Annotated in this window: 23 protein-coding genes; 15 read left to right on the top strand and 8 right to left on the bottom strand. The window is 70.8% G+C overall.

What is annotated here, in order from left to right:
• Positions 1-82: 82 nt before the first annotated feature.
• Positions 83-511, top strand: a complete 429-nt coding sequence (locus ACFWYW_RS18060) for a MarR family winged helix-turn-helix transcriptional regulator (RefSeq protein ID WP_379618298.1) — start codon at positions 83-85, stop codon at positions 509-511.
• A gap of 30 nt (positions 512-541) precedes the next feature.
• Positions 542-1,495, top strand: a complete 954-nt coding sequence (gene pip, locus ACFWYW_RS18055) for a prolyl aminopeptidase (protein ID WP_379618300.1) — start codon at positions 542-544, stop codon at positions 1,493-1,495.
• Between the two features lie 7 nt (positions 1,496-1,502).
• On the opposite strand, the gene ACFWYW_RS18050 is transcribed toward pip, so the two are convergent.
• Positions 1,503-1,877 carry a hypothetical protein gene (locus tag ACFWYW_RS18050; RefSeq protein WP_379618302.1) on the bottom strand — a complete coding sequence of 125 codons (375 nt, stop codon included), beginning with the start codon at positions 1,875-1,877 and terminating at the stop codon, positions 1,503-1,505.
• 83 nt (positions 1,878-1,960) lie between these two features.
• On the opposite strand from ACFWYW_RS18050, the gene ACFWYW_RS18045 reads away from it, so the two are divergent.
• The 7 genes from ACFWYW_RS18045 to ACFWYW_RS18015 all read left to right on the top strand — a co-directional run bounded on the left by ACFWYW_RS18045 (position 1,961) and on the right by ACFWYW_RS18015 (position 10,308).
• Positions 1,961-2,962: an NAD-dependent epimerase/dehydratase family protein gene (locus ACFWYW_RS18045; protein WP_379618304.1), complete on the top strand. Its 1,002-nt coding sequence runs from the start codon at positions 1,961-1,963 to the stop codon at positions 2,960-2,962.
• Positions 2,959-4,149: an L-2-hydroxyglutarate oxidase gene (lhgO, locus tag ACFWYW_RS18040; protein ID WP_379618306.1), complete on the top strand. Its 1,191-nt coding sequence runs from the start codon at positions 2,959-2,961 to the stop codon at positions 4,147-4,149. The genes ACFWYW_RS18045 and lhgO overlap by 4 nt, the downstream gene beginning before the upstream one ends.
• 17 nt (positions 4,150-4,166) lie before the next feature.
• On the top strand, positions 4,167-4,853 hold the full coding sequence (locus ACFWYW_RS18035; RefSeq protein WP_379618308.1) for a response regulator transcription factor: 687 nt from the start codon (positions 4,167-4,169) through the stop codon (positions 4,851-4,853).
• Positions 4,853-6,253: a sensor histidine kinase gene (locus ACFWYW_RS18030; protein ID WP_379618310.1), complete on the top strand. Its 1,401-nt coding sequence runs from the start codon at positions 4,853-4,855 to the stop codon at positions 6,251-6,253. The genes ACFWYW_RS18035 and ACFWYW_RS18030 overlap by 1 nt, the downstream gene beginning before the upstream one ends.
• Positions 6,254-6,319: 66 nt before the next feature.
• Positions 6,320-6,976, top strand: a complete 657-nt coding sequence (locus ACFWYW_RS18025) for a response regulator transcription factor (RefSeq protein WP_184972393.1) — start codon at positions 6,320-6,322, stop codon at positions 6,974-6,976.
• A gap of 9 nt (positions 6,977-6,985) precedes the next feature.
• Positions 6,986-8,704: an ABC transporter gene (locus tag ACFWYW_RS18020; protein WP_379618312.1), complete on the top strand. Its 1,719-nt coding sequence runs from the start codon at positions 6,986-6,988 to the stop codon at positions 8,702-8,704.
• A complete protein-coding gene (locus ACFWYW_RS18015) occupies positions 8,701-10,308 on the top strand; it encodes a GTPase (protein WP_379618314.1) in 1,608 nt (535 codons plus the stop codon). Before ACFWYW_RS18020 ends, ACFWYW_RS18015 begins: the two co-directional genes overlap by 4 nt.
• Before the next feature lie 308 nt (positions 10,309-10,616).
• Here ACFWYW_RS18015 and ACFWYW_RS18010 read toward each other — a convergent pair whose 3' ends face one another.
• From ACFWYW_RS18010 to tdh, 7 genes are all read right to left on the bottom strand, one after another.
• Positions 10,617-11,825, bottom strand: a complete 1,209-nt coding sequence (locus ACFWYW_RS18010; protein WP_379618316.1) for a cytochrome P450 — start codon at positions 11,823-11,825, stop codon at positions 10,617-10,619.
• 68 nt (positions 11,826-11,893) lie between these two features.
• Positions 11,894-12,484 carry a TetR/AcrR family transcriptional regulator gene (locus tag ACFWYW_RS18005; protein ID WP_379618318.1) on the bottom strand — a complete coding sequence of 197 codons (591 nt, stop codon included), beginning with the start codon at positions 12,482-12,484 and terminating at the stop codon, positions 11,894-11,896.
• 79 nt (positions 12,485-12,563) lie between these two features.
• Positions 12,564-13,406: a hypothetical protein gene (locus ACFWYW_RS18000; protein WP_379618320.1), complete on the bottom strand. Its 843-nt coding sequence runs from the start codon at positions 13,404-13,406 to the stop codon at positions 12,564-12,566.
• Entirely contained in the window at positions 13,403-13,954 is a 552-nt protein-coding gene (locus ACFWYW_RS17995; protein ID WP_379618322.1) for an RNA polymerase sigma factor, read from the bottom strand. The genes ACFWYW_RS18000 and ACFWYW_RS17995 overlap by 4 nt, the downstream gene beginning before the upstream one ends.
• Before the next feature lie 63 nt (positions 13,955-14,017).
• Positions 14,018-14,923, bottom strand: a complete 906-nt coding sequence (locus ACFWYW_RS17990) for a LysR family transcriptional regulator (RefSeq protein WP_379618324.1) — start codon at positions 14,921-14,923, stop codon at positions 14,018-14,020.
• A 17-nt stretch (positions 14,924-14,940) separates the two neighbouring features.
• On the bottom strand, positions 14,941-16,113 hold the full coding sequence (locus ACFWYW_RS17985) for a glycine C-acetyltransferase (RefSeq protein ID WP_379618326.1): 1,173 nt from the start codon (positions 16,111-16,113) through the stop codon (positions 14,941-14,943).
• A gap of 34 nt (positions 16,114-16,147) precedes the next feature.
• Positions 16,148-17,173, bottom strand: coding sequence for an L-threonine 3-dehydrogenase (tdh, locus tag ACFWYW_RS17980; protein ID WP_379618328.1), 1,026 nt, complete (start codon positions 17,171-17,173; stop codon positions 16,148-16,150).
• A gap of 584 nt (positions 17,174-17,757) precedes the next feature.
• Here tdh and ACFWYW_RS17975 point away from each other — a divergent pair.
• The 6 genes from ACFWYW_RS17975 (at position 17,758) to ACFWYW_RS17950 (ending at position 25,244) form a co-directional block, all read left to right on the top strand.
• Positions 17,758-18,900 carry an ROK family transcriptional regulator gene (locus ACFWYW_RS17975; RefSeq protein WP_379618330.1) on the top strand — a complete coding sequence of 381 codons (1,143 nt, stop codon included), beginning with the start codon at positions 17,758-17,760 and terminating at the stop codon, positions 18,898-18,900.
• 140 nt (positions 18,901-19,040) lie between these two features.
• Positions 19,041-20,204 (top strand): Gfo/Idh/MocA family protein, encoded by a 1,164-nt coding sequence (locus ACFWYW_RS17970; RefSeq protein WP_379618332.1) that lies wholly within the window; start codon positions 19,041-19,043, stop codon positions 20,202-20,204.
• A complete protein-coding gene (locus ACFWYW_RS17965) occupies positions 20,201-21,412 on the top strand; it encodes a glycoside hydrolase family 20 protein (protein WP_379618334.1) in 1,212 nt (403 codons plus the stop codon). Before ACFWYW_RS17970 ends, ACFWYW_RS17965 begins: the two co-directional genes overlap by 4 nt.
• Positions 21,413-22,582, top strand: coding sequence for a Gfo/Idh/MocA family protein (locus ACFWYW_RS17960; protein WP_379618336.1), 1,170 nt, complete (start codon positions 21,413-21,415; stop codon positions 22,580-22,582).
• Positions 22,579-24,477, top strand: a complete 1,899-nt coding sequence (locus tag ACFWYW_RS17955) for a hypothetical protein (RefSeq protein WP_379618338.1) — start codon at positions 22,579-22,581, stop codon at positions 24,475-24,477. Before ACFWYW_RS17960 ends, ACFWYW_RS17955 begins: the two co-directional genes overlap by 4 nt.
• Positions 24,468-25,244 (top strand): endonuclease/exonuclease/phosphatase family protein, encoded by a 777-nt coding sequence (locus tag ACFWYW_RS17950; protein WP_379618340.1) that lies wholly within the window; start codon positions 24,468-24,470, stop codon positions 25,242-25,244. The genes ACFWYW_RS17955 and ACFWYW_RS17950 overlap by 10 nt, the downstream gene beginning before the upstream one ends.
• Positions 25,245-25,271: the final 27 nt, after the last annotated feature.

Below are 25,271 nucleotides of genomic sequence, written 5' to 3'. Positions count from 1 at the left end.
AGAATGGTTCAGATTATGAACAGTTCTTATCATGAACCATAGGGGTGTTGGCAAGTGGGCTAGCCTGAGGCCTGGAGGCGAGATGACCGAGATCGACGTGACCGAGACCAGGGAGCTGGCCACGGCCCTGGTGGGTCTGTCGCACCATGTGCTGCACATGTTCAACGACATCGGCCGGGGTCATGACCTCACCGCGCAGCAGACCGAGCTGGTGTGCGCCGTGATCGTCCGGGATCGGGTGCGGATGAGCGACCTGGGCAAGATCATGCACTTGGAGAAGTCCAACCTGAGCGGGCTGGTCGACCGTACGGAGAAGCGGGGCCTGATCGTGCGCAGGCGCGATCCCGAGGACCGGCGCGTGACCTATGTCGAGCTCACCGAAGAGGGGCGCCGGGTGGCGGTGAGCACCCACTGCGAGGTCACCAGGCGGCTCAACGAGCTCGTCGCCCAGATCCCCGCCGAGGACCAGCGCAGCCTCACCGCGGTGGTCGAGAAGATCACCGAGTCCTGATATATAACAGTGCTGTTGTATCTTGGGGTGATGTTCCCTGAGATCGAGCCCTATGACCATGGCCACCTCGACACCGGTGACGGCAACCTCGTGTACTGGGAGGCCTGCGGGAACCCCGGCGGCAAGCCCGCGCTCGTCGTCCACGGCGGCCCCGGCTCCGGATGCTCACCGAACATGCGCCGCGGGTTCGACCCGGAACGGTACAACATCATCCTGTTCGACCAGCGCAACTGCGGGCGCAGCCGTCCTCTCGCCGCCGACCCCGCGACGGACCTGACCGCCAACACCACCCAGAACCTCATCGCGGACATAGAACGGCTGCGCGAGCACCTCGGCGTGGACCAGTGGCTGCTGTACGGCGGTTCGTGGGGATCCACGCTGATCCTCGCCTACGCGCAGGCGCACCCCGAGCGGGTGTCGGCGATCGTCATCGTGAGCGTCACCATGACCCGCCGCTACGAGATCGACTGGCTGTACGACGGCGTCGGCCGCTTCTTCCCCGCCCAGCGCGCCCTCTTCCGCGCGGGCGCGCCGGAAGGCGCCTCCGGCACCGTGCCCGAACTGCTGGCCGCCTACGGACGGCTCATGGCCGACCCCGATCCCGGTGTGCGGGACAAGGCCGCGATCGACTGGACGACATGGGAGGACTCGGTCATCTCCCTGGAGCCGAACGGCAAGCCGAACGCCTACTCCAACCGCCCGTCCGAGGCGCTGCTGACCTTCGCCCGGATCTGCGCCCATTACTTCTCCAACGGCGCCTGGCTGGAGGAGGGCGCCCTGCTCCGGGACGCGCCCAAGCTGGCCGGAATCCCGGGCGTGCTGATCCACGGGCGCTTCGACCTGGGGTCGCCGCTGGAGAACGCCTGGCAACTGGCCCAGGTGTGGACGGATGCCCGGGTGGTCGTGGTGGAGGACTCCGGTCACACCGGCAGCCCGACCATGCAGACGGAGGTCGTGTCCGCCCTGAACTCGTTCGCCTCCTGACCCGCGCTCAGCGGGACCGGCGGAGGGTGGCGGTGAAGGTTTCGCCGCGCAGCGCCCGTTCCACCGCGTCGATCGCGCGCGACAGGCGGACCAGGCGGGGGCCCTCCTCGCGGTACACGTCCAGGACGGCCTCCACCGCGTGCGGCGGCAGGTGCCCCTTCAGGTCGACGGCGGCGCCGCGATAACCGGTGCGGGCCGCTTCGATGGCCGAGTTGACGTGGTAGGTCGCCATCCTGGCCAGCGCGATCGGGTGGCGGCGCAGCACCTCGTGCGCCCGGTAGTCGGGCGGGACGGCGTCGAGCAACCAGGCCACGGCCGAGGTCTCCCAGTCGGGCACGCTGGGTGGTCGGACCTCGGCCGGCCACTCGGGCGGGACATACATACCGCCATCGTACTCATGTTCGAGTGATCGTTCGTGGAAGTGAGGTCTATACGAATAACCAAGTAAGCGCTAGCTTGCGAAGCATGCGTGTCTTGGTGACCGGCGCCTCGGGATTCGTCGGCTCGTACGCGGTCGCCGCGCTCCTCGACGAAGGCCACGAACCCCACATTTTCGTGAGAAATCCGGAAAAGGCGGCTCGGGTCCTCCGCCGCCTCCACGTCGCCCCCGACCTCCCCGTCCACGTCGGCGACATCCGTGACGCCGGAGCCGTCCGCGCCGCCCTGTCCACCTGCGAGGCCGTCCTCCACGCCGCCGCCGACATAGGCGTCACCGGCCACGCCGCCGACCTCGACGGCGCCAATGTCGTCGGCCTGAAGAACGTCCTGGGCCAGGCCGTGGAGCTGGGCCTGGACCCGGTCGTCCACGTCTCCACGATCGCCGTCTTCGTCCCGCCCGCCGAGCCCGTCATCACCGCGCACACCCCGCTGGCCGGCCCGCGCAACGGCTACGGCCGTTCCAAGGTGAGCGGCGAGCTCTACGCCCGCGGCCTCGACGGCGTCACGATCGTCTACCCGGGCGGCGTCGCCGGCCCGCACCAGCCGACGGTCGACGCGCTCAACGAGGGGTTCCGCGCCGGTGTGGCGTTGGGCTGGCCGATGATTCCCGGCGGGGTCACCGTCCTGGACGTACGCGATCTGGCGATCTTCCTCGCCCGCTGCATGACGCCGGGAAAGGGCGCACGGCGCTACGTGATCGGCGGAAATTTCCGGACCTGGCGCCAGCTGGCCGACCTCTGCGAGCGGCTCACCGGCCGCAGGGCGCGCAGGTTCCCGATCCCCGCCGCCCTCCTGCGTACCGCCGGCTCCGCCCTCGACGTCGTCAAACGCGTCAGGCACGTGCCCTACCCGCTCACCCGCGACGCCGCCGACTTCATGCTCACGCTGGTCCCGACCGACGACTGCCCCGCGCTGAACGAACTCGGCGTCACCCTCCGCCCGGTGGAAGACACCGTTTCGGATACATTGCGCTGGCTGTCGGCCGAAGGCCACCTGAACGTCCGAAGAATCGGCAGACTAGCCCCGTGACGGAGAAGATTGGGGTCGTCGGCGCCGGCATCCTGGGCCTGGCGGTGGCCAGAGAGCTCGCCCTGGTCAGGGGCGCCGAGGTCACCGTGCTCGACAAGGAGCACCAGGTGGGCGTCCACCAGACCGGCCACAACAGCGGCGTCGTGCACGCGGGCATCTACTACCCGCCGGGTTCGCTCAAGGCCCGGCTCTGCCGCGAGGGCGTGGCCATGCTCCGGGCCTACTGCGTCGAGCACGGCCTGCCGTACGAGGAGGTCGGGAAGCTTGTCGTGGCGGCGGGCCGGCACGAGCGGCCGGGGCTGGCCGCGCTGGCGGCCCGCGCCAGGGAGAACGGCGTGCCCGGCATCACCGAGCTCGACGCGCTCGCGCTGCGCGAGATCGAGCCGCACGCGGTCGGGGTGGCCGCGATCCACTCGCCGCACACCGCGATCGCCGACTTCCCCGCCGTCGCCCGCCGCCTCGCCCAGGACGTGGCCGAACAAGGAGGTTCGGTACGGCTGGCGCACCCCGTCAAAGCCATCAGGGAACGGGCCGGAAAGGTCGAGGTCCTGGCCGCCAGGCGCGTCTTCGCCTTCGACCGCCTGGTGGTGTGCGCGGGGCTCGGCACCGACGCGGTGGCCGCCATGGCCGGCCGGCGGGGCGACGTGCGCATCGTCCCCTTCCGCGGCGAGTACTACGCGCTGGCCGGATCGGCCAAGGACCTGGTCAGAGGCCTGATCTACCCGGTTCCCGACCCCAGGTACCCGTTCCTCGGCGTCCACCTGACCCGGCACATCGACGGTGAGGTCCTCGTCGGCCCGAACGCCGTGCTGGCCCTGGCCTACGAGGGCTACACGTGGCGCGACGTCCGCGACGCCCGGCGCATCCTCACCTGGCCGGGCACCCTGCGCATGGCCAGGAAACACTGGCGCACCGGCGTCAAGGAGGTCTACGGCTCGCTGGTCAAGCAGGCGTTCCTCGACGCCGCCCGCCGGTACGTCCCCGCGCTGACCGCCGCCGACCTGGAGCGTGCGCACGGCGGCGTCCGTGCCCAGGCCGTCGCACGGGACGGCGCGCTGGTCGATGACTTCGTGATCGATGTCCATGGAAGAGTGGTTTTGGTGCGTAATGCACCGTCTCCTGCGGCCACGTCGAGTCTGGCCATTGCGCGGCATATCGCGGGAGTTGTTCCAGCACCCATCAGCTGAGTGCATCCTTAGGGGTGATGGAATCACGCCTGCTGATCGTCGAGGACGACCCCAACATCCTCGACCTCCTCGCCGCCAGCCTGAAGTTCGCGGGCTTCGACGTCATGACCGCCAAGGGCGGCCACGAGGCGGTCGCCGCCGTGCAACGGCACCGCCCCGACCTCATCGTGCTCGACGTCATGCTGCCCGACATGGATGGCTTCGACGTGGTGAAACGGCTGCGGAGCGGCGGCGCGGCCACTCCGGTCGTCTTCCTGACGGCGCGTGACGGCACCGAGGACAAGATCCGCGGGCTGACCCTCGGCGGCGACGACTACGTGACCAAGCCGTTCAGCCTCGAAGAGGTGATCGCGCGCATCCACGCGGTGCTCCGCCGTACCAGCGCGCAGTCGCCGCCGCCGCGGCTCACCTTCGCCGACATCGAACTCGACGAGGAGAGCCACGAGGTGTGGCGCGGCGGGCGGCTGGTGCCGCTGTCGCCGACGGAGTTCAAGCTGCTGCACTACTTCATGACCAACGCCGGACGGGTGCTGTCCAAGCCGCAGATCCTCGACCACGTCTGGGACTACGACTTCAGGGGCGAGGTCGGCATCGTGGAGTCGTACGTGTCGGTGCTCCGGCGCAAGATCGACAAGGGCAACCCGCGGCTCATCCACACCCTGCGCGGGGTCGGCTACGTCCTGCGTCTGCCACCGGGGCCCTGATGCGCGGGCTGCCACTGAGGATAAAGCTGATCGCCGCGATGCTCGCGCTGCTCGGGCTCGGGCTGACGTTCATCGGCGTGATCAGCGTCTCGGTGCTGCACCGCTACCTCATCGACCGGGTCGACGGCCAGATCGTCCTGCTCAGCCAGCGGGTTCAGAACAAGCTCCGGCACGACCAGCTGGACAAGGCGCGCAAGGGCCTGCTCATCGAGTCCGACACGATCGTCATGGTCCGGCGGCCTGATGGGCGGCTGGCGCCGCCGTACACCAATGTCAGGGAAGTCGACCTGAAGTCCAAGCCGGGGCCGACGGCGGTCGTGGGCGCGCCCGTCACCGTGCGGGCGACCAGCGGCGACGGCGAGTGGCGGGTGCTGCGCACCAACAGCCCCTACGGCGAGGCGACCGTCGCCGTCGACCTGTCCGAGGTCCGCGACATCACCCGCCGCCTGGTGCTGATCGAGTCGCTCGGCGGCGGCGGCATCCTGCTGATCCTCGCCGTGGTCGGCGTCGCGCTCGTGCGCCGTAGCCTGCGCCCGCTCAGCGTCATCGAGCGTACGGCCGGCGCCATCGCGGCAGGCGAGCTGAGCCGCCGCGTGCCCGACGGCGACCCGCGCACCGAGGTCGGCAGGCTCGCCACCGCGATCAACGGCATGCTGGCCCAGATCGAGTCCGCCTTCACCGCCCGCTCCGCCTCCGAGGCCGCCGCCCGGAGCTCGGAGGACCGCATGCGGCAGTTCGTCGGCGACGCCTCCCACGAACTGCGCACGCCGCTGACCTCCATCCTCGGCTACGCCGAGTACTCCAGGCAGAATCCCGGCGCCGACCCTGCCGAGATGATGCGGCGCGTGGAGAAGGCGGCCGGCCGCATGAGCCTGCTCGTCGACGACCTGCTGCTGCTGGCCCGCGTCGACCAGCAGCGGCCGCTGCAGATGCGGCCCGTGGACATGCTCGCGCTGGCCGCCGACGCCGTGCACGACGCCCGCATCCTCGCGCCCGGCCGCAACGTCAAGCTCGACGTCGTCGGCGACGCCGCGCTGATCGTCTCCGGCGACGAGGTACGGCTGCGCCAGGTCGTCGCCAACCTCATGTCCAACGCCCTGCACCACACCGAACCCGGCACCCCGGTCGTCGTCAGAGCGGGAGCGGGCCGGAGCACGGCGTTCGTCGAGGTGGCCGACCAGGGCCCCGGGCTCACGCCCGAGCAGGTCGAGCGGGTCTTCGAACGTTTCTACCGGGCCGACTCCGCCCGTTCCCGCCGCTCCGGCGAGGACCGGGGCAGCGGGCTCGGCCTGGCCATCGTCCGCGCGCTCGTGCACGCGCACGGCGGCAACGTGCTGGTCAGCAGCACGCCGGGCGCCGGCTCGGTCTTCAGGGTGGAACTCCCACTCGACTTGGAGTGACCCTTCAGCTTTCCCTAAGGTCGCTCGGGCACCCTGTGGCTTGTGAGTACCCCAGAGGCCCTGATCATGGTGGTGGACGACGAGCCCAGCATCAGGGATCTGCTCTCCGAGAGCCTGCGCTACGCCGGGTTCGAGGTGCTGACCGCCGCCGACGGCAGGGAAGCCGTCGAGATCGCCGAGCGCTCCTCGCCCGACCTCGTCGTGCTGGACGTGATGCTGCCCGACCTCGACGGGTTCGAGGTGGCGCGGCGGATCGAGGCGCCCGTGCTGTTCCTGACCGCCAGGGACGCCACCGACGACAAGATCACCGGGCTGGCCGTGGGCGACGACTACGTGACCAAGCCGTTCTCGCTGGAAGAGGTCCAGGCCAGGATCCGGGCGGTGCTGCGCCGTACCAGGGGAGAGATCACGCCGCCCAAGCGGCTGCAGGTCGGCGACCTCGAACTCGACGAGGAGACCCGCGAGGTGTGGCGGGGCGGGCAGAGCGTGCACCTGTCGCCCACGGAGTTCAAGCTGCTGCACTACTTCATGTCCAACGCCGGGCGGGTCGTGTCCAAGGCACAGATCCTCGACCACGTGTGGAGCTACGACTTCGGCGGCGACACCGGCGTCGTCGAGTCCTATGTGTCCTACCTGCGGCGGAAGATGGATGACACCGAGCCGCGGCTCATCCACACGCTGCGCAGCGTCGGTTACGTGCTGAGGGAGCCGTCGGCCGGTTAGCGTGTCCTTATGGAACTGGTGAGCGCGTTAGAGTCACTGCGCCGCCGTCTCGACCGCGAGCTCTTCCCGCTCGCCATCGGGCAGGCGGCGGCCGACCGGCTCGCGCTCAAGGAGCTGACCGGCCAGCTCGACGACTACCTGCTGCCGCGGCTGCGGTCGATCGACGCGCCGCTGCTGACCGTCGTCGGCGGCTCCACGGGCGCGGGCAAGTCCACGCTGGTCAACTCCCTGGCCGGCGCCGACGTCGCCGAGCCCGGCGTGCTGCGGCCGACCACGCTCGTGCCCACGCTCGCGGTCAGCCCCGCCGACCACGCCTGGTTCATGGGCCAGAACGTGCTGCCCGGACTCTCCCGCGCCACCGGCGACAGCCCCGGCGCGCTGCGCGTGGTGACGGTGGACACGCTGGTCCCCGGCCTCGCGCTGCTCGACGCGCCCGACATCGACTCCGTCGTCACCGCCAACCGGCAGCTCGCCGCCCAGCTTCTCGCCGCCGCCGACCTCTGGCTCTTCGTCACGACCGCCGCCCGCTACGCCGACGAGGTGCCCTGGAGCTTCCTGCGCTCGGCCCGCGACCGGAGTACGGCTCTCGCCGTCGTCCTCGACCGGGTCCCGCCCGAGGCCATGGCCGCGGTCTCCGCCGACCTGACCCGCCTGCTCGACGTCAACGGGCTCGCCGGGGCCAAGCTCTTCACCGTGCCGGAAGCCGTACTGCCCGACGAGAAGGCCCGGCTGCCGCAGGAGTCGGTGCGCCCGATCGTCTTCTGGCTCACCGAACTGGCCGCCGACGCCGCCGAGCGTTCCCGCATCGTGCGCCAGACGCTCTCCGGCGCGCTCGACAGCCTGGCCGCCCGCGTGCCGGCCCTCGCCGACGCCGTCGAACGCCAGCAGGAGGGCTTCGCGGCCCTGCGCTCCATCGTCACCGCCGCCTACGCGGGCGGCATGGCCGACTTCGACGCCGGCATGCGGGACGGTTCGCTGCTGCGCGGCGAGGTGATGGCCCGCTGGCAGGACTTCATCGGGACCGGCGACCTGATGCGCTCCCTGGAGAGCCGGGTCGGCCGGCTGCGCGACCGGATCGCCGGCTTCTTCACCGGCAAGGCGCACACGATCCAGCTGCGCGACGCCCTGGAGAGCGGCGTCGAGGCGCTCATCAGGGGCGCCGCAGACGGGTCGGCGGAACGGGCGCTCGAAGGCTGGTCGGCGGCGCCCGGCGGCCCCGGCCTGCTCGACCGGGTCGGGGCGGTCGAGGCCGCCAGGCTGGGACGGGCCTCCTCCGCGCTGGGCGCCGCCGCGGAGAAGGCGGTGCGCGGCTGGCAGGACTACGTCCTCGACCTGGTGCGGCAGGAAGGCGCCGCCAAGCGGACCACCGCGCGGGTCGCCTCCTTCGGCGTCAACGGGGCGGGGGTGCTGCTGATGCTGGCGGTGTTCGCCTCCACCGGAGGGCTGACCGGGATCGAGGTGGGGATCGCGGGAGGGACGAGCGTACTGTCGCAGAAACTGCTGGAGGCCATCTTCGGTGACCAGGCGGTCCGTACCCTGACCACCAAGGCCAGGGAGGACCTCCGCGACCGCGTCCAGGCCCTGCTCGACGCCGAGTCCGCGCGCTTCACCGGCCTCCTGGCCGACGCAGAACCCCCTCCCGACACGGCCGGCGCCCTCAGAACCGCCGCCGCCGACATCACCGCCCACCGCCACGACCTGCCCGCCGCCGGAGGTGAGGAGGGGTGAAACTGCTGCGCCGCGGACCGTCCCTGGACGATCGGCTCAACGCCCTGCTGGAAGCGGCCGACCTGGCCGGGGGACGGCTGCCCGCCGACGTCGTCGCCGCCGCCCGGGAGGTCGCGCATCGGGCCGGCGTACGGCGGAGCCTGTCCGTCGACCACACCGTCGCCGCCCTCGCCGGAGCCACGGGCAGCGGCAAGTCGTCGCTGTTCAACGAGCTGACCGGCGCCGAACTCGCCACCGTCGGCGTCACCCGCCCCACCACCTCCACCGCCCAGGCCGCGTTGTGGGACGGCGACGGGGCCGGGCCGCTGCTCGACTGGCTGGAGATCCCCCGCCGCCACGCCGTCGCCGCCGACACCGGGCTGGCCGGGCTCGTCCTTCTCGATCTGCCCGACCACGACTCCATCGAGCTCGGTCACCGGCTGGAGGTGGACCGGCTGGTCGAGGTGGTCGACCTGCTGGTGTGGGTGCTGGACCCGCAGAAGTACGCGGACGCGGCGGTGCACGAGCGCTACCTCAGGCCGCTGGCCAGGCATCGGGAGGTGATGGTCGTGGTCCTGAACCAGATCGACCGGCTACCGCCCGCGGCCGTCTCGCGCTGCCTCGCCGACCTGCGGCGGCTCCTTGCTGACGACGGTCTGGACGGGGTGCCGGTGCTGGGGGTGTCCGCCCGCACCGGGGCCGGGCTGCCTGAGCTCCGCGGGTTGCTCGGTGAGAAGGTGGCGGCCCGGCTCTCCTGGGCCGGCCGCCTGTCCGCCGACGTCGCCACCGCCGCCGACGCGCTGGCCGTGGCCGGCGGCTCCGGTGTCGTGGAGGTTTCCGGGCGGCTTTCCGGTGGGTTGTCCAAGGCGCTCACCGGCGCGCTGAGTACCGCGGCCGGGGTGCCGCTGGTGGTCGACGCCGTGGGGAAGGCGCATCGGCATCGGGCGGTGGTGGCGACCGGGTGGCCGGTTACCCGGTGGGTCCGGCGGTTCCGGCCGGACCCGTTGCGCCGGTTGCGGATCGGGGGGTCTTCCGCCGCTGCCGAGATCGTGGGGAAGACTTCGCTGCCTGAGGCTTCTGGTGTGCAGAAGGCGCAGATGGAGACGGCGATCAGGGACGTCGGCGAGGCCGCGGCCGAGGGGTTGCCCGGGGTTTGGGCCACCTCGGTGCGGCGGGCGGCGCGGTCACGGGCGGAGGAACTGGCCGACGCTCTGGACAAGGCGGTCTCCACCACATCGCTGAGTGCCGCCCGGCGGCCTCGGTGGTGGCGGGCGGTTGGCCTTGTGCAGTGGGTGGTGTTCGCGGCGATGGTGGCCGGGGCGTTGTGGCTGGGCGTTCTCTTCGGGCTCGGCTACCTGCGGCTGCCCGAGCCGCCGACGCCCACGGCGCTGGAGGTGCCGTGGCCTACGGTGCTCCTGCTGGGGGGCGCGCTGGCCGGGGTGCTGGTGGCGTTGTTGTCCCGGGTGGCGGCGTGGATCGGCGGGCGGCGGCGGGCCCGCAGAACCGCCAAGGCGTTGCGCGCGGCGGTGGGAGAGGTGGCCAGGACCGCCGTCCTCGACCCGGTAATCACCGAACTCGACCGCTACACCGCCTTCACCACCGCCCTGACCCAAGCCCGCCAGTAAGCCACCCACCCGGCACACGACACCCACCCGGACCACGTGACCGGGCCCTACCCGGCTCACGTGACGGGCTGCGCCGCGGCGTGGCCCCTTCGGCGCCGCGCCCGGATCGTGACGGGCTGTGGCGCGGCGTGGCCTGAGGCGGGATCGCGGTGCCCCGGCCTGGGCTATGCGGGCGGCTCGCCTCGGCCCCCCGAGACCCGCGTCACGAGTCCGCCCAGGGTCGGTGACAGGGGTCTCGGGGTCTCCGGCTGGTTGTGTGACTGGGCCGGGCATTGTGGCGGGGTGGCTTTCCCCGGGGGTCGAGGTGGTTAGCGGGGGGTGAAGGCGATGGGCATGTGTTTGATGCCGTTGATGAAGTCCGAGCGCATCCGACGCACCGGGCCCGTGTGGGCCGCGGCCGGGAAGCGGCGGACGAGTTCGCGGATCATGCAGGTGATCTGCAGCCTGGCCAGGTTGGCGCCGAGGCAGAAGTGGGGGCCGCCGCCGCCGAACGTCACGTGGTCGTTGGGTGTGCGCCGCAGGTCGAGGAGGTGGGCGTCGGGGAAGACGGCCTCGTCGTGGTTGGCGGAGGCGTAGAAGGTGACGACCTTTTCGCCTTCCCGGATCGGCCGGCCGGAGATCTCGGTGTCGGCGGTGGCGGTGCGGCGGAAGTTGTGGATGGACGAGCCCCAGCGCAGGAACTCCTCGGTCGCGCTGCGCCACAACGCCTCGTCGCCGAGTCCGGCGGACAGTTCGCGGTAGGCGGCGGGGTGGTCGATGAGGGCCTTCATGGCGTGGGAGATGAGGTTGCGGGTGGTCTCGTTGCCCGCGACACAGAGGATGACGAAGAAGGAGTCGATCTCCTCCCTGGTCAGCCGGTCGCCGTCCACCTCGGCCTGGACCAGCGCGGTCAGGATGTCCTCGCGTGGCCTGGTGCGGCGCTCGTCCACGAGGGCGTCGCAGTAGGCGAAGATCTCGGCCGCGGCGATCTCGCCGTCCTCCGGGCTGGTGCGGAAGTCGGGGTCCTGGAAGCCGACCATGCGGTTCGACCAGTCGAAGATCAGGTGGTGGTCGCTCTCCGGGACGCCGATGAGGTCGCAGATCATCCGCAGCGGCAGATACTCGGCGACGTCGGTGACGAACTCGACCTCGCCGCCGCGTTCCAGCACGTCGTCGGCGATCCGCTCGGCTCTCGCCTGTACGGTCGCGGCCAGCTTGCCGATCATCTTCGGCGTGAACCCGGCGCTGACCAGCCGCCGGTAGCGGGTCTGCTTCGGCGGGTCCATGTTGAGCAGGGTCAGCTTGGCGATCTCGATGAACTCGGGCGTCTGCGTCCTGATGAACGTGGTGCCCAGTTCGGTGGACCACGTCTTGGCGTCGCGGCTGATGGCCTTCACGTCGTGGTAGCGGGTGACCGCCCAGAAGCCGGTGTCGCCGGGGACGTCGTGCCAGTAGACGGGCGCGTTGCGGCGCAGGTAGGCGAACTGGTCGTGGGGGACGTGGCGTTCCCAGGTGTTCTCGAGCAGGTCGATGCGCATCGGGCTCCCTTGTGGCGCGGGTTCGGGGCCTGGCTTCCGGTACGGCGGTGCCGTACCGGATGAGGGGGTCAGAAGCCGAGCAGGTCGCGCAGGGCGAGCACCACGGCCGCCCGCTCCACGGCGGGCGGGTCGAGGCGGTGCTGTACCGCGCAACCGATCAGTAACCCGAGCACGGCCACGGCGGTCTGCTCAGGGGATCGCCTGAGTGGTACGCCCGCGGCCGCCGCCCAGTCGGACAGCCCCTCGGCAAGTCGGGCACGGATGTCGGCGTAGCGCCTGGCCAGCGGTTCGCCGATGTGGGGATCGCGCGCGCCGTGCAGCCACAGCTCCAGTTCGAGAAGGAGCCATGCCGCACCGCGATCCGGTTCGTCACGGGTGAGGACGTCGAAGAGGGCGGCCAGCCGGTCGTCGAGTTCGGTGATCTCCTCGAATCCGGCGAGCAGGTCGGCCGCGGTCTGGTTCTTCCACACCTCCAGCAGGGCGAGCAGGAGGCCTTCCTTGCCGCCGAAGTGGTTGTAGAGGGCGCCGGTGGTCCGGTCGGCGGCTTCGGCCACCGCTTCGGCGGAGACGGCGTGGAACCCCTTTCTGGCGAAGAGGTCGGCGGCGGCGTCGATCAGCCGGGTACGGGTCTCGGCCCGCCGCTGATCCTGGGTCGCCACGCCGACACCTCCGGTATATCGGGGTTCCGATATATATCTTCTTCCCTATATTTCATGACTTGTCGGGCTAGTCAAGCTCTCAGCATTCCTGTCGGACCAGCCTGGCGTCCGCCTCTTCCTGCGGCATCGGCTCGGAGTCCGTGAAAAGGTCCACCCTGCCGCCATGGGTCACGTAACCGCCGGTGACGTACCAGCCGTCGGGCACCGAAGCGCGCTCATCCGGCTCCTCCTCGCCGGTCGGGACCTGGTAGGCGCCGACGCTCCAGCCGCGCTGGGCGAGCAGTTCGCGTACCTCGGCCACGGTCTTGTTCATGTACGGCACGCAGTTCATCGGCTCATCAGGTTCGTCGAAGCTGCCGCTGCTCATGACAGGCTCACCGGGACGGGCCTCGCGGCTCAGGGTGACGTCGGCGGCGCCGCGGTAGCTCACCGGGATCTTGATGCCGATCGGGCAGCCGTCGACCTTGCGGCACTCGCCGGTGCCCTGGATCTGCTCGAACTCGGTCAGGTAGCGCGGCTCGGGGCCGTCCTTCGCGGTGGGGAAGATCCGGCCCACGCCTCCCGGGGAGGACGGGATGACCCGGAGCGAGATGTTCAGCCCGGCCGCCCGCAACTGCTCCTCGTACTTGCCCGGATCGGCATACAGGTCCTTGACCTCGATCACGTAGTGGTCGCCTTCGCGCCGGATGTCGAGGGCGGCGGCGGGCTGGGCCGCCGGGCCCAGGAACCAGGCCGCGGCCAGCGCACCGGCCGCCACCGTGGCGATCCCGGGCAGCACGATCCGCTTCCTGCTCACCCGGGACTTCGCCGGGGCGGCGGACAGGGTCATGATCTCGTTCATCAGGTCGTGCGCGCCCTCGGTCAGGCCCGGTCCTGCCGGTGGGGCGAGCCGGGTGACGATCTGGTCGATGTCGGTGCTCACAGGCTCTCCTTCGCGAGTGCTACGGCGCGCGGGCCGTACCGGGTGAGGTCGAGGTCGGCCTGCGCGAGTGCGGCGGCCAGCCGCTTGCGGGCGCGATGCAGCCGCAGGCGTACGGCTCCGCGCGAGGCGCCGACGACCTTGGCGATCTCGGCGCTGGTCAGGCCCTCCCAGCCGACCAGGGACAGCAGTTCCCTGTCCGGCTCCGACAACTGGGCGAACGCCTCGGCGGCCACGTCGGGCGCCTGGTCGGGGCGGGACTCGGCCCAGACGGCCAGCTCGGCGCGCAGGCGCAGGCCGAGGGCTTCGCGCCGGGACTCGGCGCGGTGGTGGTTGGCGAGGATGCGGCGGGCGGTGCCGTACAGCCACCATCGGGCCTCGTCACCGGAGGGGATGTCGTCGATGCGGCGCCAGGCCGTCGTGAACGTCTCGGAGATCACGTCGGCGGCGTCGTCGGGAGATGCGGTACGCCGGGTCACATAGGCGGCCACGGCGGGGTAATGGGTGAGATAGAGCGCCTCGAAGCGTCGGCGAGGCTCGGGTGGTCCCACAGAGCGGGTCCTTCCGATAGGGGAGCTTACGTATCGGTAGATGTCCGCCTTTGTGGGCTTGTTTCAGGTGTGCGGGAAGAGATCGGTGGCCGTGGCGTCCAGGGTGATCAGCAGGGGACGCAGGAGCGGATGGTGCTCCGCACCCCTCCTGACCGCGGCGAACACGCGGCGCTCCGGGCCCGGCGCCTCCCGCACCACCACGCCGGTGAGATCCAGGTCCCGCAGCGCCAGCCGGGGCACCAGCGCCACCCCGGAACCCGCCCCCACCAGCGCCACCACCGCGCGGAAGTCGTCGGAGGAGTGGGCGAAGTCCGGGGTGAACCCGGCCTGCTCGCAGGCCACGGCGATGACGTCGTGCACCGGGTTGCCCGGGTAAGGGCCGATCCAGCTCTCGGCCGCCAGCTCGGCCAGCGCGACGCCGCCCGACGTCACCAGGGGATGGCTCGTGGGCAGGACCAGGTCGAACGGCTCGGCGTACAGGGGGACGCGGGTCAGTCGCTGGTCGGCCGGTGCGCCCCGGTACTCGACGGCGATGGCCAGGTCCGCTTCGCCGTCCAGGAGCATGGTGAGGCTGTGGTCGCCCTCCGCGTCGCGTACGCGCACGTCCAGGCCGGGGGAGGTCGTGCGCAGCGTGCGTACGGCGGGGGCCAGGAGGGCGGCGATCGCGGTGGCGAACGAGGCCACGGTGACCTCTCCGGCCGCGCCGGTCGTGTAGGCGGCCACCTCGGCTTCCGCGCGTTCGAGCTGGGCCAGGACCTCGTTGGCGTGGGCCAGCATGATGCGGCCGACCGCGGTGAGCCGTACGCCGCGGCCGTCGCGGATGAACAGCCGGTGCCCGACCTCGTGCTCCAGCGCGCCGAGCTGCTGGGACACCGCCGACGGCGTGAGGTGGAGCGCCGCCGCCGCGGCGGTGACCGTACCGTGGTCGGCCACCGCGCGGAGCGTGCGCAGGCGCCGCGTCTCTATCACGCGGCCGAGCATAGGGTCTATCCGTTGCGTGCCGTGATGAACGCGTCGACGGCGCGGTCGACGTCCTCGGTGGAATGGGCCGCCGAAAGCTGCACGCGGATGCGCGCCTGCCCGTGCGGCACCACAGGGTAGGAGAAGCCGATCACGTAGATGCCCAGCTCCAGCAGCCGCTCGGCCATGGCTCCCGCCTCGGCCGCGTCGCCGATCATGACCGGCGCGATGGGGTGGTCGCCGGGCAGGATGTCGAACCCGGCCTCGGTCATCCGCTCACGGAAGCGCGCGGTGTTGGCGCGTAGCTGGTCGCGGGCGTCGTTGGAGGTCTCCAGCAGGTCGAGGATGCGCAGGGACGCGGCGGCGATGACCGGCGCCAGCGAGTTGGAGAACAGGTACGGCCGCGACCGCTGCCGCAGCAGCTCGCAGATCTCCTTGCGGGCCGCGACGTAGCCGCCGCTGGCGCCGCCGAGCGCCTTGCCCAGCGTGCCGGTGATGATGTCGACCCGGTCGGTGACGCCGTGCAGCTCCGGCGTACCGCGGCCGGTGGGGCCGACGAAGCCGACGGCGTGCGAGTCGTCGACCATGACCATCGCGTCATACCGGTCCGCCAGATCACAGATCTCCTGCAACGGCGCGAGATATCCGTCCATGGAGAACACGCCGTCGGTGACGATCAGCCGCCGCCGCGCGTCCGAGGCCTCCTTGAGCCGCGACTCCAGCTCGCCCATGTCCCGGTTGGCGTAGCGCAGGCGCCTGGCCTTCGACAGCCGGATGCCGTCGATGATGCTCGCGTGGTTCAGCGCGTCGGAGATCACCGCGTCCTGCGCGTCGAGCAGCGTCTCGAACACACCGCCGTTGGCGTCGAAACACGAGCTGTAGAGGACCGTGTCCTCCATGCCCAGGAATTCCGACAGGCGGCCTTCCAGCTCCTTGTGCACCTCCTGCGTCCCGCAGATGAACCGCACCGACGCCATCCCGAACCCCCACCGCTCCAGCGCCTCCCGCGCCGCCGCGACGACCTCGGGATTGTCGGCCAGGCCGAGGTAGTTGTTGGCACAGAAGTTCAGGACCTCGGCCTCGCCCACGCGTACGTGGGAGTTCTGCGGGGTGCTGATCACCCGCTCGGGCTTGTGCAGCCCGGCCTCGGTGATCTCGTCGAGCGTCTCACGGAGCTGGTCGCGGACGGTGGAAAACATCAAACCTCCAAGATCTGGTACGGCGGGCGGCGTTTCACTCCCAGTCGAGAATGACCTTGCCGGTACGGCCACTGGCGGCGGTGTCGAAGGCGGCGTCGAAGTCGCGGTAGCCGAAGCGGTCGGTGATCACGGGGGAGAGGTCGAGGCCCTTCTCCAGCAGGACCGACATGTTGTACCAGGTCTCGAACATCTCGCGGCCGTAGATGCCCTTGATGGTGAGCATCGACGTCACCACCGTGGACCAGTCGATCGCGAACTCCTCCGCCGGAAGTCCCAGCATCGCGATCTTCCCGCCGTGGGTCATCGTGGCGATCATCTCCCGCATGGCCCGCGGGTTGCCGGACATCTCCAGCCCGACGTCGAACCCCTCCCGCATCCCCAGCTGCTTCATCCCGTCGGCGATAGGCGTCCGCGCGACGTCCAGCGCGAGCGTCACCCCGAGCTTCTCCGCCAGATCAAGCCGTTCCGGGCTGACGTCGGTGATCACGACGTTGCGCGCGCCGACGTGCGTGGCGACCGCGGCGGCCATGAGCCCGATGGGCCCGGCGCCAGTGATCAGCACATCCTCGCCGACGAGCGGAAAGGACAGCGCCGTGTGTACGGCGTTGCCGAACGGATCGAAGATGGCCGCGATGTCGGGATCGACCGGCACCCGGTGCACCCAGACGTTGGAGGCCGGGATCGACACGTACTCGGCGAAGGCGCCGTCGCGGTTGACCCCCAGCCCGATCGTGTTGCGGCACAGGTGGCGGCGCCCGGCCATGCAGTTGCGGCACTTCCCGCACACGAGGTGTCCCTCGCCGCTGACCAGATCCCCGACCTTGATGTCCTCGACCCCGGCCGCGACCTCGACCACGGTCCCGCTGAACTCGTGCCCCACGATGAGCGGCAGATCAAGGGTGTGCCTGGCCCAGTCATCATATTTCCGGATATGCAGGTCGGTGCCGCAGATGCCGGTACGCAGCACCTTGATCAGCACCTCACCCGGCCCCACCGTCGGCTCCGGCACGTCCCTAAGCCACAGCCCCTCTTCGGGCCGCTCCTTGACCAGCGCCTTCATGGCAACCAACCCCCTCGTCTGAACCTTACGCACTGTGCCCGGCGGGCTTCGGGCATGTCCATCGAGGTTTCCTTAACTCCCCCAACAGAGAACCTTCACGCCCCTGCCAGACCCCCCCATTCCCCCACCCCACCCCCTCAGCGATCCCTGGCGTGTCGCCCCTCACCCACCACCCCAAGGCCCTCAGCGGGGAGCCCCCGGAAGCCGCGGCCCCTGGGCAGACCGCCCCACAGGCTCGCCGCCGGCCCGAGGGGCTCCCGGGGGTGTCGCCACGTGTTCACCCGCCCGGCGACGCCGCTGCCGGGCGGGGCGGTGGCGGCTCTCCGGTGCCGGACGCTCCGCGGTCTTCCCTCGCGGGTGGGCCACACCGTGGTCTTCCCGCGCCGGGCAAGCGATGCCGGTCGCCCGGTGGTCTTCCGGCTGCACGCGGTGCCGGAGCCGGTGGGTCGAGGGTGCGGGGTTGGCCAGGGGAGCGGAGGTGGGTGGGGTTGACAACAAACGGTTGGGGTGGTGGTGCCGGGTTGTGATTACGTAACAAGGTTGGCTAAGTAGACTGTTCGTTCAACCAGAAGGGTGGAGGTCAGGTGGTACAGCAGAGCGGTGACGCCTCCCTTCTGCGCAGGCTCAACTCGGCGGCGATCCTGCGGATCCTGCGGGCCGGCGACGACGTCACGCTCACCGAGCTGGCCAAGGCGGCGAAGGTGTCCAGGCCGACGGCCGAGGCGATCGTGGAGGAACTCCTGGCCGAAGGCTGGGCGGAGGAGTGCGAGGAAGAGCTGGGCGACCGGCAGCGGGGACGCCCCGCGCGGCGCTATCGGTTCCGGGCGGCGGCCAGGCATGTGGTGGGGATCGGGATCGGCGGCTCCACGATCCGGGCCATGACCGCAGACCTCAAGGGGAACGTGGTCGGTTCGCGCTCGGCCGGGGTGCCGCGCGAGGTGGACGCGGGCGAGCGCATGGCCGCCGTCGTCAAGCTGGTGGAGGAGAGCGCGGCCGATCTCGGGCTGACGGCCGGGGATCTGGCGGCGGTCGGGGTCGGGACCACGGGTGTGGTCGACGGCGAGGGGCGCGTGGTCAAGAGCGTCAGGCTGCGCGACTGGACCGGTCTCGAACTGCAGGCGGAGCTGCGCAAGGCCCTGTCCGCGCCGCTTCTGGTGGAGAACGACATGCGCCTGGCCGTCCTGGCCGAGCACTGGCGGGGTGTGGCGCAGGAGTGCCGGGACGTGGTCTACCTGTTCACCGGCAACAGGCTGGCGCTCGGGCTGCTCATCGACGGCGTGCCGTACCGGGGCGCCCATGCGGCGTCGGGCGAGCTGGGCGAGCAGCCGAACGGCAACTGGTCGGCGTTCGGGAGCGTGATCGCCTACGCGATGGCCGCCGAGCCGGGCGAGCTGAGGGCGCCGAGCGACATGGCGGAGTTCGCGTTCGAGCGCGCCAGGTCGGGGGAGCCCGCGGCGGTGGAGGCGGTGGAGCAGTTCGCGCTGAAGCTGGGCGAGGGGCTGGTCACGATCGTCAACCCGCTCGACCCCGAGATGGTGGTGATCGGCGGCGCGCTCGCGCGGGGCCGCGAGCTGCTGGTCGGCCCGATCCAGGCCTATCTCGACCGGGTCTGCCTCTACCCGCCCAAGGTGGTCGCCTCCGAGCTGGGCCGCGAGTCGATCGTGGTGGGCGCGGTACGGCTGGCGCTCAACCACGCCGACAGAACCCTCTTCTCCGTAGGGCTTTAACGCTGCCGAGTTGCTTATCTCCAGGGTCGTTCACGGCCCTGGTGTCGCTTACGCCGGAATTTCTGCCTGATTTTCTATAGATTCTTTCATAAATCCTCGCTAACCTTCAGGACTGGTCAAGGAGCCTGAAGGGACGGCACGTGGAAGATCTACGCATCGGGGTCATCGGCCTCGGGCTGCGGCTCAGCCTCGCGGTGGCCGCGCACCGGCCGGGCCGTGGTTCGGTGGTCGCCGCCCTCTGTGACTCCGACCCCGCCGCGCTGAAGAAGGCCGAGGAGCGGTTCGGCTCGCCGTACCTCACCGAGGACCACCGCGACCTGCTGGAACGCGACGACATCGACGCCGTCCTCGTCGTGACCCCGGACGACACCCACGAACGGCTGGCCGTCGACTGCCTGGAGGCGGGCAAGGCCGTCTATCTCGAGAAGCCGATGCACATCACGGTCGAGGGCTGCGACAACATCCTGGAGACCGCGCGCAGGACCGGTATGCGCCTCTACATGGGCCACAACATGCGGCACATGGGCGTCGTGCGGCTGATGCGGGAGATCATCCAGAGGGGTGACATCGGCGCCCCCAAGACCGTCTGGGTGCGGCACTTCGTCTCCTACGGCGGCGACTACTTCTTCAAGGACTGGCACGCCGAGCGGTCCAGGACGACCGGCCTGCTGCTGCAGAAGGCCGCGCACGACCTGGACGTCATCCACTGGCTGGCCGGCGGCTACACGACCAGGGTCAACGCCTTCGGCGACCTCATGGTCTACGGCGACCTGCCCCGCCGCGCCCCGGACACACCCAGGCCGGAGGGGTGGCTGAAGGAGTTCGACTGGCCGCCCGCCGCGCGCAAGGACCTCAACCCGGTCGTGGACGTCGAGGACCTCTCGGTCATGAACATGCGCCTGGACAACGGCGTCATCGCCGCCTACCAGCAGTGCCACTTCACGCCCGACTACAACCGCAGCTACACGGTCATCGGTACAGAAGGCCGCCTGGAGAACGACGGTGGTCACGTCAAGGTGTGGAACCACGGTCCCACCGGGTATCGCGCTGAAGGTGACATCACGTACAAGGTGCCCGAGACCAAGGGCTCACACGGTGGTTCCGACGAGCGGATCGTTAGCGAGTTCCGCGGGTTCGTGCGTGAGGGCGGGGTGACCGACACCTCGCCGGTGGCCGCCCGGATGAGCGTGGCAGCGGGGTACATGGCCACGATGTCGCTGCGTGACGGCGGCGTGCCGTACGACATCCCGGCCCTGGACCCCGAGCTGGTGGCCTACTTCGACCGCGGCCAGGTGGAGCAGTGAACGTCCGGCGCTGGCTGGCGGGCGAGGGCGTCTGCCGGCCCGCGGAGATCCGCACGGTGCTCGTCCCCGGCCTGAGCGACGACGAGGGCGGCCCGCGCTTCGCCGAGGAGGGCTACCGCCTCACGATCACGCGCGCCGCCGCCGTCGTGGAGGCGCCGTCGAAGACCGGTCTCCTGTACGGCTCCCGCACCGCCGGACAAGCACTGGCCCGGGACGGCGAACTGCCGGTCGGCGTGGCCGTGGACTGGCCCGACTACGAGGTACGCGGCTTCATGCTCGACGTCGGCCGCCGCTTCTTCACCCCCGGCTACATCCGCGACCTGATCGGGCACATGGGCGAGCTCAAGCTCAACGAGCTGCAGCTCCACCTCAACGACAACGGCTTCAAGAGGGAAGGCGGCGGCTGGGACGGCGTCCAGGCCGCGTTCCGCCTGGCCAGCGCCCGCTTCCCCGGCCTGTCGGCGGCCGACGGCGTGTACACGCGGGCCGACTGGGACTCCTTCGAGGACGTCGCCGCGGCCAACGGCGTCCGGCTGATCCCGGAGATCGACGGCCCGGCGCACTCGCTGGCCTTCACCCGCTTCCGCCCCGAACTGGGCGAAGGCGACCACCTGGACCTGTCCAGGCCGGAGACGACCGCGTTCATGATGGAGCTGTTCGACGAGTTCGTCCCGTGGTTCCGCGGTCCGGCGGTGCACTTCGGCGCCGACGAGTACTTCGCCGACCCCGGGCTGTTCCGCGACTACTTCAACGCCATGGCCGCCCACGTCAGGTCACACGGCAAGCAGGCCCGCGCCTGGGGCAGCTTCACCCGGATGACCGGCGACGCCGAGGGCTACGACCGGGACGTGACGATCAACACCTGGGCCAACTCCTGGTACGACCCGGTCGAGGCGATCAGGGACGGCTACCCGTTCATCAACACCAACGACGAGACGCTCTACGTCGTCCCGAAGGCCGGCTACTACCACCCGGACGGGCTGGACGCGGAGTTCCTGGCCCGCGAGTGGCAGCCGCACGTCTTCCCGGGCGGCAAGTCCGTCGAACCCCGGCATCCGCTGCTACGCGGCGCCATGTCGGCGGTGTGGAACGACATGACCGAACTCGACTACACCGAGCAGGACGTGGACCGGCTGATCCGGCCCACGTTCGCCATCCTCGCCAGCAAGATGTGGAACGGCTCGCCGTACCCGCGAGAAGGGATCTAAGTGGAAGACCTGCGCATCGGAGCCGTTGGTCTCGGTCTCCGGACGAGTCTGCACCTGGCCGCGCACCGGCCGGGCAAGGGGTCGGTGGTGAGCGCGCTGTGCGACATCGACCCGGCCGTCCTCAAGCGCCAGTCGAAGCGGTTCGAGGCCGACTTCCTCGCCGAGGACTACCGCGACCTGCTGGAACGCGACGACATCGACGCGATCATCCTGGCGACCCCGGACGACACCCACGAGCGGCTGGCCGTCGACTGCCTGGAGGCGGGCAAGGCCGTCTATCTCGAGAAGCCGATGCACATCACGGTCGAGGGCTGCGACAACATCCTGGAGACCGCCCGCAGGACCGGTACGCGGCTGTACGTCGGGCACAACATGCGCCACATGGGCGTGGTCCGGCTGATGCGGGAGATCATCCAGAAGGGCGTGATCGGCGAGCCGAAGGCCGTCTGGGTGCGGCACTTCGTCTCCTACGGCGGCGACTACTACTTCAAGGACTGGCACGCCGACCGCCGTCAGACCACCGGCCTCCTGCTGCAGAAGGCCGCGCACGACCTGGACGTCATCCACTGGCTGGCCGGCGGCTACACCAGCCGCGTCAACGCCTTCGGCGACCTCATGGTCTACGGCGACCTGCCCCGCCGCGCCCCGGACACGCCCAGGCCGGAGGGGTGGCTGAAGGAGTTCGACTGGCCGCCTACAACGCGCCGCGATCTCAACCACGTCGTCGACGTGGAGGATGTGTCCGTGATGAACATGCGCCTGGACAACGGCGTCATCGCCGCCTACCAGCAGTGCCACTTCTCGCCGGACTACTTCCGCAACTACACGGTGATCGGCACCGAGGGCCGCCTGGAGAACTTCGGCGACGGCCCCGGCGACGAGGTCAAGGTGTGGAACACCGGCCCGAGCGAGTACCGGGCCGACGCCGACATCACCTACAAGATCCCCGAGGCCAAGGGCTCGCACGGCGGCGCCGACCCGGGCATCATCGGCGAGTTCTGCAGATTCGTCCGTGAGGGCGGCGTGACCGACACCTCGCCGGTGGCCGCCCGGATGAGCGTCGCCGCGGGGTACATGGCCACGATGTCGCTGCGCGACGGCGGCATGCCGTACGACATCCCGGCGCTCGACCCCGAGCTGGTGGCCTACTTCGACCGCGGGCAGTCATGACCTACCACCTCCGCTACCAGGTGCTGCCAGGCCGGGATCCGGCCAGGCTGGCGGCGTACTGCGCCGAGCACGGGATCGAGGAGGTCGTGCTCATCTACGGTTCCGAGGAGCTGCACGCCGGGCACCCGGTCGGCGTCGGCGAGGACCTGTGGTTCGAGCACGTGGCCGAGGTGAAGGACGTGCTGGACGCGCACGGGATCGGCGCGAGCCTGAACCCGTGGGTCACCGTCGGCCACGCCGACCGCGGCCGCACGCAGGACCTCGGCTTCGCGCCCATGGTCTCCCCGCTGGGCGAGGCGGCGACGGCGACCGCCTCGTTCGCCTGCCCGGTCTGGCGCGACTGGCTGGCCGGGCACTACGGGCGTTTCTCCCGGCTGGGCTTCCGCGTGCTCTGGCTGGAGGACGACTTCCGCTTCCACAACCACGCCCCGCTGACCTGGGGCGGCGGCTTCGAGCCCGAGATGCTGGAGCGGTTCGCGCTGCTCGCGGGCGACAAGCCGGCCCGCGAGGAGCTGGTCGCCGCGATCACCGCCACCGGCCCGCCGCACCCCTGGCGGGCGCTGCTGCAGCGCACCTGGCGCGAGGCGCAGCTCGAAGTCCTCGATCTGGTACGGCAGGCCGTGGCCGGCCGGGCCAAGCTCGGGCTGATGAGCTCCGGGCTGGGCGTGGCCTCGGTCGAGGGCCGGGACTGGGCGGCGTTCTTCGACCGGGTCGAGGTGCACCGGCCGCACTTCGCGCCCTACGGGGACGCGCCGGGGCGGCGGCTGTCGTACTCGATCGCGATGCTGGAGCTGCAGCGGGGGCTGCGCCCGGCCGGGGTGGAGGTGGCGCCGGAGATCGAGAACTGGCCGCACACCGAGTGGACCAAGTCCGACACCCAGACGTGGTCGGAGATGGTGACGGCCCGGCTGTCCGGTGCGGGCGGGTTGCTGCTGGACGTGCATCCGTTCGTGACCGGTGACCCGCAGCGTTATCCGCGGGTGGGCCGGATGTTGTCGCGGTCGCGCCCGGCCGTGGACCGGGCGTTCAGTCCGGATATTTCGGTGCATGGGGTGGGCGTGCCGTGGTGGCCCGACACCGCCGCCCACGTGTGGGGCGACGGCGGGCTCGACGGCCTGCGGGCCGACCCGCTGCGGGCGGCCGAGTACCTGCTGCCCTACGGGGTGCCCGTCCAGGCCGGGGTGGGCGCGGTCAACGCCGTGTTCGGCAAGGTCGCCTGGGGTGTGCCCGACGGCGAGGTGGAGAGGTTGCTGTCCGGCGGGCTGCTGCTCGACGGGCACGCGGCGCTCGTGCTGGCCGAGCGCGGGTTCGGGGAACTGCTCGGGGTGCGCGTGGAGGAGGTGGCCGAGCGGGACGCGCCGGCGCGGCAGCCGTACAGCATGGAGCGGGTTCTGGACAGTGGGCAGTTGCTCAGCGTGAACGTACAGCCGGCCGTCGCGCGGCTCGCGGCCCTGCCCGGAGCCGAGACCTGGACCGAGATCCTCACCCCGCGCGGCGAACACTGGGGCGACGGCCGCGTCGCCTTCACCAACGGCCTGGGCGGCCGCGTCGTCACCCTGGCCGCCTGTACCCCCGAGTCGCTCGGCCGCTGCGACGACGGCCAGTCACTCGCCCACCGCGCCCTCCACTACCTGGACGCGAAGCTTCCCCTGGTCACCGGCGGCCCGCACCTGCTGCCACACCTGGCCAGAACCGGCACGGGCTGGCGCCTGGCGATCGCCAACGGCTCGGCCGACCCCGCCCGCCCCGTCGCCGACCTCGACCGGGACGTCACCGCGACGCTCCTGGCCCCGCTCGCCGAACCCGCGCCCGTCCCCGTGCGTCGCGCCGAGGGCCGCGTCCACGTCGAGGCCGACGTCCCGCACCGGGGATATGTGCTGCTGGAGTGGCGTTGAGGGTCCTGTCGTGGAACATCTGGGACGGCGGCCGCGCCGACCTGCCCCTCATCGTGGAGCAGGTCGCCGCCGTCGCCCCTGACGTCTTCTGCTCCATCGAGACGTACGGCGCCGCCGAGACGATCCTCCACGGTCTGCCCGGCTACACCGGAACCCGGATCACCGCCAGGGACCGCGACAACCTCTGGATCTTCAGCCGGTTGCCGGTGACGCACGTGTTCCCGCCATCGTTCGACGACTTCCGCTTCGGCGGCATCCGCGTTGCCCTGCCTGGTTTGTCCGGCGGGGTCGAGGTGAATGTCTTCATCACCTGGCTCAACTTCTCCGAGCCCTGGCTGGGCGACGTGATCGCCTCCGGCGCTTCTCCCGAGGCGATCCGGCAGGCCGAGCGGGTACAGCTGGCCGAGCTCAACCGGATCGCCGGCGAGGAACTGCCACGCCTGCTGGACGGCGACCGTTCACCGGTAGTGCTGGCCGGCGACCTCAACGTCCTGCCCGCCGCCGACTGGCCGCACCTGCGCACCACCCAGATCCTGGTGGACGCCGGATACACCGACACCTTCCGCGCCGTCTCCCAGGACCCCGGCCACACCTGGAGCACCCAGCCCGACCGCGCCCACGTGAAAATCCCCGAACGCATCGACTACATCTTCACCAAGGGCCTCAAGGTCGCGGACTCCAGGATCATCACCGAACGCCTGCCCCACCACCCACCGGGCCCGTTCTACTCCGACCACGCCGCCCTGGTCACCGACTTCCATCCCTGAACCCTGGAACCCCCGGGCACCCGCGGA

This window comes from Nonomuraea sp. NPDC059023 (genome assembly GCF_042740095.1).
Taxonomy (GTDB): Bacteria; Actinomycetota; Actinomycetes; order Streptosporangiales; family Streptosporangiaceae; genus Nonomuraea.
Note: the sequence above shows the minus strand (reverse complement) of the source record. Positions and strands in the feature narration are given on the sequence as shown.

Bases quoted from the DNA above. Each gene is read 5' to 3' on its own strand.
- ACFWYW_RS18060 (WP_379618298.1), top strand. From the start codon at position 83: ATGACCGAGATCGACGTGACCGAGACCAGGGAGCTGGCCACGGCCCTG.
- pip (WP_379618300.1), top strand. From the start codon at position 542: ATGTTCCCTGAGATCGAGCCCTATGACCATGGCCACCTCGACACCGGT.
- ACFWYW_RS18050 (WP_379618302.1), bottom strand. From the start codon at position 1,877: ATGTATGTCCCGCCCGAGTGGCCGGCCGAGGTCCGACCACCCAGCGTG.
- ACFWYW_RS18045 (WP_379618304.1), top strand. From the start codon at position 1,961: ATGCGTGTCTTGGTGACCGGCGCCTCGGGATTCGTCGGCTCGTACGCG.
- ACFWYW_RS18035 (WP_379618308.1), top strand. From the start codon at position 4,167: ATGGAATCACGCCTGCTGATCGTCGAGGACGACCCCAACATCCTCGAC.
- ACFWYW_RS18030 (WP_379618310.1), top strand. From the start codon at position 4,853: ATGCGCGGGCTGCCACTGAGGATAAAGCTGATCGCCGCGATGCTCGCG.
- ACFWYW_RS18025 (WP_184972393.1), top strand. From the start codon at position 6,320: ATGGTGGTGGACGACGAGCCCAGCATCAGGGATCTGCTCTCCGAGAGC.
- ACFWYW_RS18020 (WP_379618312.1), top strand. From the start codon at position 6,986: ATGGAACTGGTGAGCGCGTTAGAGTCACTGCGCCGCCGTCTCGACCGC.
- ACFWYW_RS18010 (WP_379618316.1), bottom strand. From the start codon at position 11,825: ATGCGCATCGACCTGCTCGAGAACACCTGGGAACGCCACGTCCCCCAC.
- ACFWYW_RS17985 (WP_379618326.1), bottom strand. From the start codon at position 16,113: ATGTTTTCCACCGTCCGCGACCAGCTCCGTGAGACGCTCGACGAGATC.
- tdh (WP_379618328.1), bottom strand. From the start codon at position 17,173: ATGAAGGCGCTGGTCAAGGAGCGGCCCGAAGAGGGGCTGTGGCTTAGG.
- ACFWYW_RS17955 (WP_379618338.1), top strand. From the start codon at position 22,579: ATGACCTACCACCTCCGCTACCAGGTGCTGCCAGGCCGGGATCCGGCC.